General features: G+C 64.2%; 12 protein-coding genes. 3 read left to right on the forward strand and 9 right to left on the reverse strand.

Going from position 1 to position 15,987, the window contains the following annotated elements; all coding sequences use genetic code 11:
* The first annotated feature begins 329 nt into the window (after positions 1-329).
* Entirely contained in the window at positions 330-2,738 is a 2,409-nt protein-coding gene (locus tag BLEFHOIH_RS07850) for a response regulator (protein ID WP_088344099.1), read from the forward strand.
* 40 nt (positions 2,739-2,778) lie between these two features.
* Here BLEFHOIH_RS07850 and purF read toward each other — a convergent pair whose 3' ends face one another.
* The 7 genes from purF to BLEFHOIH_RS07885 form a co-directional block, all read right to left on the reverse strand.
* Positions 2,779-4,272, reverse strand: a complete 1,494-nt coding sequence (purF, locus tag BLEFHOIH_RS07855) for an amidophosphoribosyltransferase (RefSeq protein WP_088344101.1) — start codon at positions 4,270-4,272, stop codon at positions 2,779-2,781.
* A 33-nt stretch (positions 4,273-4,305) separates the two neighbouring features.
* Positions 4,306-4,935, reverse strand: a complete 630-nt coding sequence (locus BLEFHOIH_RS07860; RefSeq protein WP_170937052.1) for a CvpA family protein — start codon at positions 4,933-4,935, stop codon at positions 4,306-4,308.
* Between the two features lie 87 nt (positions 4,936-5,022).
* Entirely contained in the window at positions 5,023-6,432 is a 1,410-nt protein-coding gene (radA, locus tag BLEFHOIH_RS07865; protein WP_088344105.1) for a DNA repair protein RadA, read from the reverse strand.
* 12 nt (positions 6,433-6,444) lie between these two features.
* Positions 6,445-7,659 carry an alanine racemase gene (gene alr / locus BLEFHOIH_RS07870; protein WP_088344107.1) on the reverse strand — a complete coding sequence of 405 codons (1,215 nt, stop codon included), beginning with the start codon at positions 7,657-7,659 and terminating at the stop codon, positions 6,445-6,447.
* Complete coding sequence (locus BLEFHOIH_RS07875) at positions 7,659-9,179, reverse strand: replicative DNA helicase (RefSeq protein ID WP_088344328.1); 1,521 nt, start codon at positions 9,177-9,179, stop codon at positions 7,659-7,661. The genes alr and BLEFHOIH_RS07875 overlap by 1 nt, the downstream gene beginning before the upstream one ends.
* Positions 9,180-9,316: 137 nt before the next feature.
* Complete coding sequence (locus tag BLEFHOIH_RS07880; RefSeq protein WP_088344109.1) at positions 9,317-10,627, reverse strand: cyclopropane-fatty-acyl-phospholipid synthase family protein; 1,311 nt, start codon at positions 10,625-10,627, stop codon at positions 9,317-9,319.
* Positions 10,628-10,778: 151 nt separating this feature from the next.
* Positions 10,779-11,702 carry a tetratricopeptide repeat protein gene (locus tag BLEFHOIH_RS07885; protein WP_170937053.1) on the reverse strand — a complete coding sequence of 308 codons (924 nt, stop codon included), beginning with the start codon at positions 11,700-11,702 and terminating at the stop codon, positions 10,779-10,781.
* 14 nt (positions 11,703-11,716) lie between these two features.
* Between BLEFHOIH_RS07885 and ppa the strand changes: the two genes are divergently transcribed.
* The gene (ppa, locus tag BLEFHOIH_RS07890; protein ID WP_088344113.1) at positions 11,717-12,253 is read left to right on the forward strand and encodes an inorganic diphosphatase; all 537 of its coding nucleotides are present in this window, start codon (positions 11,717-11,719) and stop codon (positions 12,251-12,253) included.
* 129 nt (positions 12,254-12,382) lie between these two features.
* Complete coding sequence (locus tag BLEFHOIH_RS07895; RefSeq protein ID WP_170937054.1) at positions 12,383-13,393, forward strand: nuclear transport factor 2 family protein; 1,011 nt, start codon at positions 12,383-12,385, stop codon at positions 13,391-13,393.
* 133 nt (positions 13,394-13,526) lie between these two features.
* On the opposite strand, the gene BLEFHOIH_RS07900 is transcribed toward BLEFHOIH_RS07895, so the two are convergent.
* Together BLEFHOIH_RS07900 and BLEFHOIH_RS07905 are read right to left on the reverse strand one after the other, a co-directional pair.
* Positions 13,527-13,961 carry a DUF1489 domain-containing protein gene (locus BLEFHOIH_RS07900; RefSeq protein ID WP_088344117.1) on the reverse strand — a complete coding sequence of 145 codons (435 nt, stop codon included), beginning with the start codon at positions 13,959-13,961 and terminating at the stop codon, positions 13,527-13,529.
* Positions 13,948-15,909 carry a biotin carboxylase N-terminal domain-containing protein gene (locus BLEFHOIH_RS07905; RefSeq protein ID WP_088344119.1) on the reverse strand — a complete coding sequence of 654 codons (1,962 nt, stop codon included), beginning with the start codon at positions 15,907-15,909 and terminating at the stop codon, positions 13,948-13,950. Before BLEFHOIH_RS07905 ends, BLEFHOIH_RS07900 begins: the two co-directional genes overlap by 14 nt.
* Positions 15,910-15,987: the final 78 nt, after the last annotated feature.

Raw genomic sequence — 15,987 nt, forward strand, 5'->3', positions numbered from 1 at the left:
GCCAGAAAACTATGGAAAAAATAAGTTGTGGGAAGGGCAGGCAAGGCCGATCGGCCGCCACATACGGGGCAGCGCGTATGAAATTGCGGCGGCTGCGGACTATTGTGGTTTTTTGCTGTCGATAAAAGGCGTTTAAAGTTTTACAGATAATATCAAAATTTACTTAACCACGCTTATTAAAGCTAATATTTCATGTTTCTATTGAAATGCAAACTACATAAAATTTTACGTCGTGCAAACATAACCCAGCTCGAATCATCTTCGCCTAACATTTAGGCTTTCGGCGGATGATCTTGGTTCCTTAGCATCACCCGCCCCTGGATGGCTGAATGTCGGAACTATTGACCCAGCGATATCTTCGCACACGCCTGTGGCTGGCGGGAATTACGGTCGGGCTCAGCATGGTCATCGCGATTGTCGTCGGCTGGCAGGCCCTGTCATCCTTCAAGGCGCATGCCCTCTACTCCAAGCTCTTTACCGATTTGATCCAGGCGACCAGCCAATTCGAGTCGGAAATGTCAAGGCCGACCTCCAGTGACGAGACGGCCGCCGCTCAGGCAAGGCTGGTTGGCGCGCTGGACAATGTCGCCAATATCACCGCCCTGATGAGTTCGCTGACCGGCCCCGAAGGTCACCCCCAAGCGGCCACCGCCACGACGGCCTCCGCGGCGGATCTGCGCAATCTGCGCCAGCGCTACGGGCTGAAGCCCGGCACGATGCCGGAACCGCTGCGGGCGGTCTGGCAGGAGCGCGACGTCTCCGGCGCGACGCTCGAGACGGCGCTGTCCGACCTGGCCGTGTTCGGCCGCCAGCTCGCCGAGATCGAGGACCGGGGAAGCGCGAAATATCACGCCATCTCCAGCTATCTGCGCAACCAGGTGCATCAGTCGATCTGGCCGGCCTATCACCGCGCGCTGGACTCCATCTCCACGAGCACGGCGCTCACGGCCCAGGCCGGCATCTATCTGCTCGGCCTATGCGCGCTGGTGCTGCTGGGCGCCGCCGTGCTCAACACCGTCTTCATCTTCATCCCGCTGGTCGGCACGGTGATGCGAAGCCAGGACGAGCTCGTGCATGAACGCGACCGGGCGCTCGCCTCCGAAAAGGCCAAGCGCGAGTTCCTCGCCATGATGAGCCATGAATTGCGCACGCCGATGAACGGCGTGCTCGGTTTCGCCAATATGCTCCTGAGCTGCGATCTGCCGCCCAAGCAGCGCGACTATGCCGAGACCATCCATTCCTCCGGCCTGACGCTGCTCGACCTGCTCAACGACATTCTCGACATCTCCAATATCGAGACCGGCAAGCTGGAATTGGAAACCTCCGATCTGTCGATCGAGGAGGTGGTCGCCGAAGTCATCGCGCTGCTGGCGCCGCAGGCCTTCGCCAAGCGGCTCGAGATCGGCGCCTTCATCGATCCTTCGTTGCCGGAGATGCTGTCGGGAGACGTCGGGCGCGTACGGCAGATTCTGCTGAAGCTGACAGGCAACGCGATCAAATTCACCGAAAAGGGCGGTATCGCCATCGAGGTCCGGCATGAGGGCGTCCGGGTCGACGGCGATCACGACATCCGCTTCGCCGTCATCGATACCGGCATCGGCGTCCAGCCCGGCCAGATCGGCTCGATCTTCGACCACTTTACCCAGGCCGACAGCTCCAACCGGCGCAAATATAACGGCGCCGGCCTCGGCCTGCCGATTTGCCGCGAACTGGTCAAGCTCATGGACGGCAAGATCGGCGTCGATAGCACGCCCGGCGAGGGCAGCACCTTCTGGTTCCGCGTCCGCCTCGCCGACGCCGTGCCGCCGATGGAGGCCATCCGCGACAGCGCCGGCGGCAATCTGGACGGCGTGCGCTGCCTGGTCGTCGACGACAACGCGCTCAACCGTCGGATCTTCCAAATGCAGCTCGAAAGCTTCGGCGCCGAGGTCGATCTGGCCGCCGACGCCAACGGCGCGATGCACATGCTCGCCGGCGCCCTCAGCGAGGGCCGCCCGCACAGGATCGCGATCATCGACCACATGATGCCGGACGCGGACGGCCTGGTGCTGCGCCGTATGATCCGCGAGCAGCCGCAATACGGACCGGTGAAGCTCATCATTTCCTCGTCGGGAGGCATCAGCTTCGATCAGCAGGCGCGGGCGCTCGGCTTCGACGCGGCCTGTCCCAAGCCCGTCATGCAGGACAAGCTGGTCCGTCAGATGTTTGCCCTGCTGAAGCCGCTGGACGCCGCCGTCCTGCCCGTCAATCTCGCCAATATGCAGCCGTCCGCCGCGCCGGGCGGGGGGGAGCCGGCCGAGCCTAAAGCCCGCCTGCTGGTGGTCGAGGACAATGCCATCAACCAGCGGCTGATCATGGGCGCGCTGCAGCAGGCCGGCTATGTCGTCGACCTCGTCGGTGATGGCGTCGAGGCGGTGCACGCGGTGCAGCGCCTGCCCTATGATGTGGTGCTGATGGACATCCGGATGCCGGTGATGGGCGGTATCGAGGCGACCCGCCGCATCCGCTCGCTGACAGGGCCGGCCTCCCGCCGCCCGATCATCGCCATGACCGCCAACACCATGATCGGCGACCGCGAGGAATATCTCCAGGCCGGCATGAATGACTATATCGCCAAGCCCATCGACTTTCCGCTGCTCATCGGCAAGATCGAGAGCTATCTGGTCGCGCGCACCCACGCGTCGCTCGGCGAGGACGACATCACCCGGCAGGCACCGCTCGGCACGCTGCACCGCTAGAGCGGGATGAGGTAAAGTGGGTATCGCAGATCTGTTGCGCTCAGCTCGCTTCGGCGAGCAGGGAGAGCTGGCGCACGGGTGGCGGGCCTTCGAGGTCGCGGAGCCGTGTCGGATAGTCGCCGGTGAAGCAATGGTCGGTAAATTGGGGCTGGACGGGATCGCGGCGGTCGAAGCCCATCACTTGATAGATGCCCTCGACCGAGAGAAAGGCGAGCGAGTCGCAGCCCATTTTCTGGCGCATTTCCTCAAGCGAATAATTGGCGGCGAGGAGATGCTCTCGGTCGGGCGTGTCGATGCCGTAATAGTCCGGCCATGCGATCGGCGGACAGGCGATGCGCATATGCACTTCCGCCGCGCCGCGCTCATACATCATGCGGACGATCTTCATCGAGGTGGTGCCGCGCACGATGCTGTCGTCGATCAGGATGATGCGCTTGCCGGCGACGACGCTCGGGGTCGGGTTGTGCTTCAGCTTGACGCCGAGGGCGCGGATGCGCTGTTCGGGCTCGATGAAGGTGCGACCGACATAATGGTTGCGAATGATGCCGAGCTCATAGGGGATGCCGGATTGCTGGGCATAGCCGATGGCGGCGGGCACGCCGCTATCCGGCACAGCCATCACGACGTCGGCGTCGATGGGTGCCTCGCGGGCGAGCTGGGCGCCGAAGGCTTTGCGCACGTCATAGACGCAGCGGCCGCCGAGCACACTGTCGGGGCGCGAGAAATAGATATATTCGAAGATGCAGGGTCGCGCCGGGCGGTTCGGGAAGGGACGATGGCTCTCCAGCCCATCCTTCGAGATTACCACCACCTCGCCATTTTCGACTTCGCGCACGAATTCGGCGCCGATGATGTCGAAAGCGCAGGTCTCGGACGCCAGCACATAGGAGTCGCCGAGCTTACCGAGCATCAGCGGGCGGATGCCGAGCGGGTCGCGAGCGCCGATCAGCTTCTTGTTGGTCAGGCAAACGAGCGCATAGCCACCCTCGATTTGCAGCAGCGCCTCGATGAAGCGCTCGACGATGCGCTGCTTGCGGCTGCGGGCGATCAGATGCAGCACAACTTCAGTATCGGATGTAGACTGGAAGATGGCGCCGGTCTGCACCAGCCGCTCGCGCTGGGTGCGGGCATTGGTGAGATTGCCATTATGGGCGAGCGCGAAGCCGCCAGAGCCGTATTCGGCGAAAAGCGGCTGCACATTGCGCAGGAGGGTTCCGCCCTGCGTCGAATAGCGGACATGGCCGATGCTATAGCGGCCGGGAAGGCTCTCGAGCACCGGCGCCTTGGTGAAATGTTCGCCGACGAGGCCGAGGCGGCGTTCGGAATGGAACTGGTCGCCGTCGAAGGTGACGATGCCTGCGGCTTCCTGGCCGCGATGCTGCAGCGCGTGCAGGCCGAGAACTGTCAGGGCCGAAGCATCCGGATGGTCGAAAATGCCGAAGACGCCGCATTCCTCCCGGAGCTTGTCCTCGCGGTCCCAAGCCAGGAAGGATTGAAAATGATCTGCCGCTGCCGCTGCGCCGCTCTCGTCCATATGAACCGACCTCATCGTTTTCGGGGGGCGGGTTTATGACGCTTCTTGGGTTCCGCCTTGCGTGGGCGCGTTATAACGCTGATATGACCCGCTATATGTCACTTTCAAGACATAGAGGGCAGCCAAATTTTTGTGTTCGCGAATATTCTCGGCGCGTTGTCCACCAAACATTGAGGCTGGGTTGTCGGGGAGCAACGAAATAATGGCCCGGCCGGTGCTTTCGATCACGGTCAGCGAGCGGGCCTCGGTGACCCATTTCGGCAAGGTCTCCTTCGGCATGATGGCGACCAGCAGCTCATAGGCGATCACCACCAGGATCAGGCCGCGCGCCAGCCCGAAGACGAAGCCGAGCGTGCGGTCGAGCGCGCCGACGCGGCTATCGAGCACCCTGTCGGAGAGGCGCACGGTGATCAGGCTGACGACGATGAGGACGATCACGAAGACCGTGGCGATGAGCACGCCGTCCGCCAGGATGTCGGGCTGGATCATTTGCCGCAGCTTGTCGCGATAGAGCGGGTAGATGAACAGCGCGGCGAGGGCGGCGAAGGCCCAGGACATGATCGACAGCATTTCCCGCGTCAATCCCCGCAGCATGGCGAGGAAGGCCGAGATCAGCATGATCACTACCAATATGACATCGAGCCACTGTATGGGCATGGACATGGAACTCATCCTCTACACGGGGCAACCGGCGCCGTCTGCCGCGCCATATTCTCTTGTATCGGCCTTTGCCGCCTGCCGAAACGTCAATCAGCCTACAGCAGGCCGCTTACGGCTTTGTGTTGCGCCGCCGTCGCGGATGAAGCGCGCCGCCAGATCCGACAGATGCCGAAGCGGCGTGATCCGCAAACCCGACGAAAACTCCGAGACGTCTCCGAAGGCGGGAGCCGCAGCGGCGGTGAAACCCAGCTTCTGCGCTTCCTTCAGCCGCATGGCCGCATGACTGACGGGCCGGATGGCGCCGGACAGGCTTGCCTCACCGAAATAGACGCTATCGCCGCCCAAGGCAACGCCTGAATGGGCCGACAGGAGCGCCGCGGCGACGGCAACATCGGCCGCCGGCTCGGAAATGCGCAAGCCTCCCGCGACATTGAGGTAAATGTCATGCGCCCCGAGCTTGAAGCCGCAGCGGGCGTCGAGCACGGCGAGGATCATCGACAGCCGGTTGGCGTCCCAGCCGACGACGGCGCGGCGCGGTGCGGCAAAAGGTGACGGCGCGACAAGTGCCTGGATTTCCACGAGGATCGGCCGCGTGCCCTCGACGCCGGCGAAAACCGCCGCGCCGGGGCTGGCATCGTCGCGGTCGCCGAGGAACAGCTCGGACGGATTGGTAACCTCGCGCAGGCCGGTGCCGCCCATCTCGAAGACGCTGACTTCGTTCGCTGGGCCGAAACGGTTTTTCACCGAGCGTAGGAGCCGGAACAGGTGGCTGTTGTCGCCTTCGAAATAGAGCACGGTGTCGACCATGTGCTCGACCACCTTCGGCCCGGCGATCTGGCCGTCCTTGGTGACGTGGCCGACGAGGATGATCGAGGAGGAGCGGCGCTTGGCATAGGAGATCAGCGCCTGCACCGAGGCGCGCACCTGGCTGACGGTGCCGGGCGCGGCGTCGAGCATGTCGGTCCACAGCGTCTGGATCGAGTCGATGACGACCAGCTCGGGCGGCGTGCCGTCCTCCAGCGTCGACAGGATGGTGGCGGTGTTCGTCTCGGCGGCGAGTTCGACGGGCGCCTCCGAGACGCCGAGCCGCTTGGCGCGCATCCGGATCTGCTGGGCGGCTTCCTCGCCGGAGAAGTAGATGGCGCGCTTGCCGGCGGAGGCGAGCCTTGCCGCCAGTTGCAGCAGCAGCGTGGATTTGCCGATGCCGGGATCGCCGGCCAACAGGATCGCCGAGCCGGGCGCGAGGCCGCCGCCGATCACCCGGTCGAATTCGCCGATGCCGGTCTCAAGGCGCGGCAGTGGCGGGACGTCGTCATTCAGCGTTTCCAGTTTCACGCCGGACGTGCGGCTGCGGCGCTTGGCCTTGGCGTCGAGCGGCGAGGCGGCGCCGCTTTCCTCGGTCAGCGTATTCCATTCGCCGCAGGCCGCGCAGCGTCCGGACCATCGGGGACTGGGGGAACCGCAGGATTGACACACAAATTCACGCGCCGCTTTGACCATAAATTGGTTCCTTTATGCGGACGGCTCCCCGGTGTCATCGCCGGTTCCCCCGCTGAAGTAAATTCGGTGATAACGCGGACCCAGACTCGTCAGAATCTCATAGCCGATGGTGCCCGCCAGCGCGGCGGCGTCATCGACCGTAAAATGATGCCCGATCAATTCGGCAAACCCGCCGCGCTCGATGCGCCCCGGCGCGATGCCGGTGACGTCGAATACGCTAAGATCCATGGAAACGCGGCCTAAGATTGGCAATGGCTCGCCGTCGACATAGGCGGGCGCGCCGGCCTGCGCGTCGCTGGAGCTGAGGGCACGAAATATACCGTCCGCATAACCAACCCCGACCGTGGCGTAGCGGGTGCGGCGGGTAAGCCGCAGCATGCCGTTATAGCCGACGGTTTCGCCGGCCTCCGCCTCGCCGGTCTGCAGAATGCGGCCGTAGACACGAACGACCGGCTCCATCGGGTTTTCCCGGTCGGAAAAGGGATTGCCGCCATAAAGCGCGATGCCGGGGCGCACGAGGTCCAGGCAGAATTGCGGGCCGATGAAGATGCCGGCGGAATTGGCGAGGCTGAGCGGTGTACCCGGCAATTCCGCCGCGAAGGCGATCAGCCGCTCGAGCTGCTCGGCGTTCATGGCATCGCTGGGCGTGTCCGCGGAGGCCGGGTGGCTCATCAACAGGCTGATCGGGAAGGCCCGGAGCATGTCCGGCGCCGAGAGCAGGGCGCGGCGGTCTTCGGCCTTGAGCCCGAGGCGGTTGAACCCGGTATCGACATGGATGGCGGCGGGAGGCGGCGGCGCCTGGGTCGCGCGGCAGCAGGCGGCCCATTCCTCGATCTCCACCATGCTGCCGAGCACCGGGCGCAGATCGAGCCCGGCGTAGGAGGCGGCGGTGCCGGGCAGCAACCCGTCGAGCACATAGATGACGGGATCGGGAAGGGCCGCGCGCAGCGCCTCGGCCTCGGCCAAGGTCGCCACGAAAAATGTCCGGCAGCCGGCTTCATACAAGGCCGCGCCGACGGGAGCCGCGCCAAGCCCATAGCCATTGGCCTTGACCACGGCCGAACATTCGGCGGGCGCCGCGATCATGCGCAGCTTCTTGTAGTTCCGCACCAGGGCGGCCAGATCGACGGCCAACACGCCGGTCGCCGCCGGGGGGATGTCGGCGCCGCCGAAAAGGCGGCCGAGCGCCGTGCTGTCGCGTCCTATCCCTGATGATCCGCCATCCATTACTCGCTCGAATAATGCCTGGGCAGCCGGCTGTCGTCGGCGAGGTCCGAGAAGCGCGTGAATTCAGGGGTGAATTGCAGCCGCACCGTGCCGGTCGGGCCGTGGCGCTGCTTACCAATAATCACTTCGCCGATGCCTTGCACCTGATCCATCTCGTCCTGCCACCGCTGATGCTCCTCGACCTTGGTGATCGAAGGCTCGGCGCGCTGCACATAATATTCCTCGCGGAACACGAACATAACCACATCCGCGTCCTGTTCGATAGAGCCGGACTCGCGAAGGTCCGAAAGCTGCGGGCGTTTATCCTCGCGGTTCTCGACCTGACGCGAGAGCTGCGACAGCGCCAGGATCGGTACCGCAAGTTCCTTGGCCAGAGCTTTCAGCCCGGTGGTGATCTCGGTGACTTCCTGCACGCGGCCTTCCGACGAGCGCTTGGCCGAGCCGCTCAGCAATTGCAGATAGTCGACCACGATCAGGCCGAGGCCGCGCTGGCGTTTCAGCTTGCGGGCGCGGGCGGCGAGCTGGGCGATCGAAATGCCGCCGGTGTGGTCAATGAACAGCGGCAGCGATTGCAGCTCCTGCGTTGCCTTCACCAGCCGGTGGAACTCATCCTCGCTGATCAGGCCGCGCCGGATCTTTTCGGAGGAGATCTGCGCCTGCTCGGAAATGATGCGGGTGGCGAGCTGTTCGGACGACATTTCGAGCGAGAAGAAGCCGACGATGGCGCCGTCGGTGACTTCCTCCTGGCCGCCGGGGCCGGGCTGGGTCTTGAATGCCTTGGCGATGTTGAACGCCAGATTGGTGGCCAGCGCCGTCTTGCCCATGGACGGGCGTCCGGCGAGGATGAGCAGGTCCGACGGCTGCAAGCCACCCAGGGCCCGGTCGAGATCCTTCAGCCCGGTCGAGATGCCCGACAGGCCGCCCTGGCGCTCGTAGGCTTTCGACGCCATGTCGATGGCGTCGCCCAGGGCGTGGGAGAACTCCATGAAGCCCGAGCCGTACTTGCCGCGCTCGGCGAGGCCGTAAAGCCGCTGCTCGCTCTCCTCGATCTGCTTTTCCGGCGGCATGTCGAAGGGCGAATCATAGGCGATGTTGACCATGTCCTCGCCGATCATGATGAGGTCGCGGCGGACGGAGAGGTCGTAAACGGTGCGGCCATAATCCTCGGCATTGATGATGCTGGTTGCGTGCGCGGCGAGCCGGCCGAGATATTGCGGCACCGTCACCGTGCCGATGGCGTCCTCGTTCTCGAAGAAGCTCTTCAGCGTGATCGGTGTCGCGTGCTTGCCGCTCTGGATGAACTTGGCCGCGGTTTCGAAAATCCGCCCATGCAGCGGATCGAAGAAATGATGCGGCTCCAAAAAGGCCGAGACGCGGTCGAACGCCTCGTTGTTGATCAGGATGGCGCCGAGCAGCGCCTGCTCGGCCTCGATATTGTGCGGGGCTTGGCGGAACGGAATGGCGGGATCGCCGGAAACGGCTTGCAGATGGGATGGCGTGGCGGCTGGCTTCTGTCTCATGGGCGGCATGATTAGCCGATTCCGCGACCCACGGAATCGGCAAGCGCGGAGCGGTCCGAACTCATACCCGTTTTGCACAGCCGGGAGCGCGGTTGGTTGACGGATTCGGCTGCAACTTTACCCGATTCGTCAGAGACTTAGTTACCCGAATGCGTGCGAACATCCACAGTTTCCCGCGCAGGATGCGGAAGCGCCCAAACCGCGGTTTCGCGGGTCTGGGCGACGAGGGCGTCCTCCTGCTGCAGCCGGGCTTCCTCGGCGGCCATATAGTCCCGGGTGATGGGCAGCACGTCGATCTCCTTGGCGAACTGCATTTGCAGCACCGACAGCCCGCCCCAGCGGAACCCGGCCTCACAGGATTGAAGGTAGAAATCCCACATCCGGCAGAAGCGCTCGTCGTAGAGCGACGCGATTCGCTCGCGATTGGCCTCGAAGCGCTCGCGCCAGGCGCCGAGCGTCATGGCGTAGTGCAGGCGAAGATTCTCGGTGTCGGTCAGCCAGAGGCCCTGGCGCTCGATCAAAGGGGCGAGCTGAGACAGGCTCGGCAGATAGGCGCCGGGGAAAATATGCCGGCGCAACCATGGGTTGATCTGCGAGGGCGGCGTCTGGAACGCGATGGTGTGAATGAGCGCGACGCCGTTTTCCGTCAGCAGCGAGGACAGCTTTCGGAAGAAGGCGGCGAAATGCGGTTTGCCGACATGCTCGAACATGCCGACCGAGACGATGCGGTCATATGTCCCCGCTTCCAGCCGGTAATCGGAGAGCTTGAAGGTGACGCGGTCGGCAAGGCCGGCGGCGCGGGCGCGCTCGCTGGCGTAGCGGAATTGCTCATCGGACAAAGTGAGGCCGGTAACGCGCACCGGATAATGCTCGGCGAGATAGATGGCGAGGCCGCCCCAGCCCGACCCGATGTCCAGAATATGCTGGTGCGGCCGGATGTTGAGCTTGGCGGCGATATGCTGCTTCTTGTGCAGCTGGGCGGCGTCGAGATCGTCGCCATCCTCGCGGTAATAGGCGCAGGAATATTGCCGGTCGGCGTCGAGGAAGAGCGAGAACAGCTCGCCGGACAGATCGTAATGATGCTTGACGTTCTGGCGCGAGCGGCTGGTCCAGTTGAGCACCGCCGGCATCTTGACGATGTCCTCGATGCGGTAATAGGCGCGCCCCGGCAGGCTGTCGTTCCAGCGCCGGGTGTTCTGCAGGATGACGCCGACGAAATCGCGCAGCGAACCCTTGTCTATCACCAGCGAGCCGTCGGTATAGGCTTCGCCGACATTCATCGCCGGGTTCTTCGCGATCCGCCAGGCGAGGCCGGGATCACGCAAAGTAATGGCGGCATCGAGCGGCGCATTCGCATCGCCGAACTCGTAGGTTTCGCCGTCATGGTCAGTAATCTGCAGGCGGCCTTGCTTCACCAGCCGCTTCAAAACCATGTTCAACGCAAACATGCCAACAACCATCAGCAAAAAGCGTCAGATGACACCCTAGCTTAACGATCCTGCAAACAACTGCAAGCCCTTGTAATGGTTCCCCATTGAGTCAAATTTCGAGCAGTTTTGGGCCGAATTCACCTGTGCTGTGCAAACACCAGGCAAGCGCTTACAGATTGGCCCGGGCAACCTTGAGCCAATCCTGGTCGGCCTTCACGATGGTCACGCGCCGCGCCGTTCCAGCGCGCACGACATCCTCGAACAAAGCCCGCGCTTTGGCCGGTTCCCCCAGCCGTAAAAGCAAGAGTCCGTAGCGGGTTCGCGCCTCCAACCCCGCATAATAGCGGGACAGATGGGCATATTCTTCCGCCGCTTCGGCAAGGCGGTCCTGCGCCTCGAGCGCGCGTGCATAAAGGAGATGGCCGTCCTGATGCACCATGTCAGGATGTGCCGCGCGCAGGCGGTTCAGAGTCGCCTCGGCCGCCGCAGCGTCGCCTGAGGCAAGTTGCGCGCGGGCCAGGCCAAAGAGCAACGGCGCATCGTCGGCGAAAATGCCTTGCGCCGCCGTTTGGTAGAGCGAGATCGCTTCGGCCCACATGTTTTTGCGCTCGCATTCCTCGGCCAGCGCCCGCTTCGTTTCGACGCTGTCAGTGCGTGAGGCTTCGTCATGACGTCGCCGCCATTCGCGGTTAGGGTCGACAAGATCGCTGATGCCACCGGCGACGCGACGCGCCCGGCGCGTCTGGCCAAGTTCCGGTACAAGCTCGAACAGGACATAGGCAATCGAGCCGACCAGCGGAACGAAGATCAGGACAAAGGTCCAGAATTGCGGACGCCCGGTTTTCATGGCGTGATAGGCGAAACCGATGGCGATCAGAAGATGGAAAAGTCCGATAAACGGCATGAGGAGCCCCCTCTCATGAACATGCCGGCACCCTAGACAGGGGTTGCCGGGCGCGCAAGAAACGGCGCGGCAGATTCGTCCTCGAAGGGTAGATTTTGCACTTACGCGATTTCCGTACTCGACGGCGGTTTTCATAATCTGATAGCGGAGACCGTCGAGCGGATTTGCCGCCCGACGATCAGCGGACATGAAAGACATACCGAATGAGAATCGACGCCATCGCCATCGGCAAGAATCCACCCGAGGACATCAACGTCATCATCGAGGTGGCCATCGGCGGCGAGCCGATCAAATATGAGATGGACAAGGAGGCCGGCACGCTGGTGGTCGACCGCTTCCTCTATACGCCGATGCGCTATCCCGGCAATTACGGCTTCGTCCCGCACACGCTGTCCGACGATGGCGACCCGATCGACGTGCTGGTCGCCAATACCCGGCCGATCGTGCCAGGGGCGGTCATCAACGTGCGCCCGATCGGCGTCTTTCAGATGCAGGACGATGGCGGCATGGACGAAAAAATCATTGCGGTGCCATCACACAAGCTGACCAAGCGCTATGATGCGGTGAAGAGTTACAAGAACCTGCCGGAGATCACGGTCGATCAAATCCAACATTTTTTCGAACATTATAAGGACCTGGAACCGGGCAAGTGGGTTAAGGCCATTGGCTGGGGCGATGAGGTTCTCGCCAAGCGGCTGATCATGGAAGCCATCGAGCGGAATAAGACACAGCCGAAATAGCGGGGGGCATTTGCCCCTCAATATTGCGGACCCCGCGCGTATTTCATGAACCCAAAGAGAGGCCAAACGACGAATAGGACGATGCGCGCACGTGTTGTTGCGGGTGCAGGTGGCGCGAGGAGACTTCTGATGAAACGACACGCAATGAAGGCTGCCCTGGCAGTCTCCGCATTCCTCTTCCTGTCCGCCCCGAGCGCGGAGGCGAGCACTGACGCTCTCCGCGCCGAGGCTTATTTCAACGCCATCGCCGGCGGCAATGCCGAGACCATCGCCTCGTTCTACGCCGACAAGGCCGAATTCCACTGGGTCGGCGGACCGCTCGCCGGCGTCTATACCGGCAAGGCGCAGATCAAGGGCGTCTGGAAGCGCTTCAGCGAGGAAGCCGGCGACATCGACTATAAGGTGCTCGAGGTATCCGAAAGCCAGAACGGCAAGGTCTCGACCGTCACCGCGCGGGTTGATTTCATCGGGCCGAAGAAGATCCCGGTGAAATTCATCCTGATGTATGAGAACGGCAAGATCGTCAAAGAGATCTGGCAGGTTGAAAAGCCCACCTCGACGCCTCCCGCCGGCGGGCCTGTCGCCGCCGCGAAGGCCGAGCCGGTGCCTGAGACGCCGGCTCCGGCCGCATCGCCTACCGTGACGGCCGCCGTCCCGGCGCCTGCTCCGGCTGCGCCTTCGACGACGCCCGCGCCGGTCGCGGCCACCGCGACGCCGCCGGCATCACCGCCCGCGCCTGCCGCGACGATCGCGACGGTGACGGAGCAGCCGCCAACCGCCAAAGAGCGCGCGACCGCATCGGCTCACGCCCAGGGCGACGCGAAAATGGATGTCCCGGCCAAGCGCGAGGCCAAGGAAGGCGAGCACGACTACCTGCCGCCCTCCGCGCGGAAGGCCGCCGCAGTGCCGACACCGGACAAGGCCGCCAAAGCCCCGCCTTCCAAGCAGAAGCCGAAACTCGCCAAGAAGGATGACAAGCCCGAGAAGGCCGACAAGAAGAGGACCGAGGCCCGCCGCGACGATGACGGCTATTATGACGACGACGATTATGATTACGACTACGGCTATGAGCGCCCGCGCCATTACGGCTATTGGGGCCCCCGGCGGTTCCGCTTCGGCTTTGGCTATTACCCTTACTAGGATGGCCCCGAGACCCGCTGCTCTAACCGTACGCTGAGCGACTCTTCCCGGATGTCGCGAAGCGGCGAGCCGGGGCCCGGCCGCCGATCGCGCGCATTTGTGGTCGGCAAATGGGTCCCGGCTCGGCGCGGCGCTATAGCAGCGACAATGCCGCCAGTTCGGCGCGCATGGCGGGCGGGATGTCGCCCTCGTCGAAGCGTCCCGCCGCGCCAAGATCTGCGGGCGCGTCCTCCGGCTTGAGATAGCGCCAGCCCTGGAACGGACGGCGCGGCTGCGGACGCGTCGCGATCAGCGCGTGGTCGAGCACGATGCCGCACAGCGAGCGGCCTTCCTGGTCCGTTTCCTCGCGCAATTCGAGCACCTTTTGCCGGCATTGGATCGCACCCTTGATGACCCAATAGAGCGAACCGCTCGTCAGCACGGCGTCGGCTTGGCGCGGGGCGTGGCGGGTGCGGTGGATCAGCTCCGCAGGCGCGCCGGCACGGCGGTATTTCTCCAGCCGCATCGTCTGCCAAGCCGCCAGTTGCTCAAAACTGTCGATGCCGACGCAGAGCTTAATCAGATGCATGCGCGCCTTCCATCTCCAGTTCGGCGATGACCGCGCCGAGATCGACCTGATCGCCCTCGCGGTGCGTCAGGCTCTTGACGATGCCGTCGGCCGGGGCGTGCAGAATATGCTCCATCTTCATCGCCTCGACCACCGCCATCCTGTCGCCGCGCGCCACGCGGTCGCCTTCGCCGACAAACATTTTTGCGAGCCGTCCCGGCATCGGCGCGCGCAGCAGGCCGCCGCCTGACGCATCGGCCGCATCCGCCTTCTGGCGCGGCGCGAAGCGGACACGCGTCGGGCGCATGGCGCGCCAGACGATGATTCCGTCGTCAGTGGGGATGGTTTCGGCTGTGTCCGTCGGGCTGCCGTCGACGAGGCGCGGGCCGGTGGGCGTCCAGTCGATGGCGACGCTATGGTGGGCGCCGTTTGCCTCGACGTCGTAGGTCAATTTTCGCAGCGTCGTAAGGTCGAAGGAATCGTTGATGTCCCAAGGGCTATGCGGCTCGTCGGAGATTGCGCGCCGCAGTGCCGTCGCCTCGCACTGCCGCGCCTTGATCAGCGCGAGCGCGCCTAGCCTGACGGCAGCGGCATCGTCTTCCGCCGCAGTCAGCTCGGCAAGGTGGCCTTCGATATAGCGCGTGGAAAGCCGCTCGCCCCCGCTTTTCGCCCGCGCCGCCAAGCCGTGCAGAAAGGCCAGATTGGTCTGCGGCCCCGCGAGAACCGTTGCCTCCAGCGCGCCGAGCAGCCTGTCATAGGCCGCCCCCCGTTCCGTGCCGAAACCGATGATTTTGGCGATCATCGCGTCATAATATGGAGGCACCTCGCTGCCGGTCTCGACGCCGCTGTCGATCCGCACGCCGTCCCCCTCCGGAAACCGTGCCAGCCAGATTCTGCCCGGCGATGGCAGGAACCCCGTCGCCGGGTCCTCGGCGTAAAGCCGCGCCTCGACGGCCGCGCCTTTCGCCTTGATCGCCTTTTGCGCCAGCGGCAAGGGCTTGCCCGCCGCGACCAGGAACTGCCATTCGACAAGATCGAGGCCGGTGATAAGCTCCGTCACCGGATGCTCGATCTGGAGCCGGGTATTCATCTCCATGAAATAGAACGGCGTCTCGTCCGTCATCGGACCGCCGGGTACCAGGAACTCGACCGTCCCCGCGCCGAGATAGTTCACCGCGCGGGCGGCGGATAGCGCGGCCTCCGTCATGCGGGCGCGAAGGCCGGCGGGCATGTTGATGGCGGGCGCTTCCTCGATGACCTTCTGGCTGCGCCGCTGCAGCGTGCATTCGCGCTCGAACAAATGCACGGCATGGCCGTGGCTGTCGCCGAAGACCTGCACTTCGATATGGCGCGCCGGCTCGATCAGCTTCTCGATCATCAGCCGGCTGTCGCCGAACGCGGCCTGCGCCTCGCGCCGCGCGCTGGCTGCCGCCTCGCTGAGATCGCCCGCCGCGAAAACCGGCTTCAGCCCCTTGCCGCCGCCGCCCGCAATCGCCTTCAGGACCACCGGGTAGCCGATCTGGGCCGCCTCGCGCGCGAAAGTCGCGTCGTCCTGAGCCTCGCCGGAATAGCCGGGCACGGTCGGGATGCCGAGTTTCGCGGCCAGCCGCTTCGCCTCGTCCTTCTGCCCCATGATGCGGATCGCCTCGGGCGAGGGGCCGACGAAGACCAGCCCGGCCCGAGCGCAGGCTTCGGCAAACTCCGCGTTCTCCGCTAGGAAGCCGCTGCCCGGATGGACGCATTCCGCCCCTGCCGTTAGCGCCGCCGCGACGACCCGGTCCTGGCGCAGATAGCTGTCGGCGCTCGGCGCGGGGCCGATCTCGATGCTCTCATCGGCCGCCTTGACATGCAGCGCCGTGCGGTCGGCGGCCGAATGCACCGCGACCGCGCGCATGCCGAGGCGCTTGGCCGTGCGGATCACGCGCAGCGCGATCTCGCCGCGATTGGCGATGAGAACCGATTTGAACAAGCCAAGACCCTCCGGCCGCGAATCCGCCCAATGCTAGAGCGGGATGAGGAAAAGTGGATACCGGTTTTCCGCTCGTCA

The organism is Rhodomicrobium sp. R_RK_3 (assembly GCF_002198715.1).
Lineage (GTDB): Bacteria > Pseudomonadota > Alphaproteobacteria > Rhizobiales > Rhodomicrobiaceae > R-RK-3.

What these genes read in the sequence shown, in the direction of transcription:
- purF (WP_088344101.1), bottom strand. Translation starts at nt 4,272, where the DNA reads ATGGACGAGAGCGGCGCAGCGGCAGCGGCAGATCATTTTCAATCCTTC.
- BLEFHOIH_RS07895 (WP_170937054.1), top strand. Translation starts at nt 12,383, where the DNA reads ATGAAACGACACGCAATGAAGGCTGCCCTGGCAGTCTCCGCATTCCTC.
- BLEFHOIH_RS07885 (WP_170937053.1), bottom strand. Translation starts at nt 11,702, where the DNA reads ATGTCCGCTGATCGTCGGGCGGCAAATCCGCTCGACGGTCTCCGCTAT.
- BLEFHOIH_RS07880 (WP_088344109.1), bottom strand. Translation starts at nt 10,627, where the DNA reads ATGTTTGCGTTGAACATGGTTTTGAAGCGGCTGGTGAAGCAAGGCCGC.
- BLEFHOIH_RS07860 (WP_170937052.1), bottom strand. Translation starts at nt 4,935, where the DNA reads ATGTCCATGCCCATACAGTGGCTCGATGTCATATTGGTAGTGATCATG.
- BLEFHOIH_RS07875 (WP_088344328.1), bottom strand. Translation starts at nt 9,179, where the DNA reads ATGAGACAGAAGCCAGCCGCCACGCCATCCCATCTGCAAGCCGTTTCC.
- BLEFHOIH_RS07900 (WP_088344117.1), bottom strand. Translation starts at nt 13,961, where the DNA reads ATGCATCTGATTAAGCTCTGCGTCGGCATCGACAGTTTTGAGCAACTG.
- radA (WP_088344105.1), bottom strand. Translation starts at nt 6,432, where the DNA reads ATGGTCAAAGCGGCGCGTGAATTTGTGTGTCAATCCTGCGGTTCCCCC.
- alr (WP_088344107.1), bottom strand. Translation starts at nt 7,659, where the DNA reads ATGGATGGCGGATCATCAGGGATAGGACGCGACAGCACGGCGCTCGGC.
- ppa (WP_088344113.1), top strand. Translation starts at nt 11,717, where the DNA reads ATGAGAATCGACGCCATCGCCATCGGCAAGAATCCACCCGAGGACATC.
- BLEFHOIH_RS07850 (WP_088344099.1), top strand. Translation starts at nt 330, where the DNA reads ATGTCGGAACTATTGACCCAGCGATATCTTCGCACACGCCTGTGGCTG.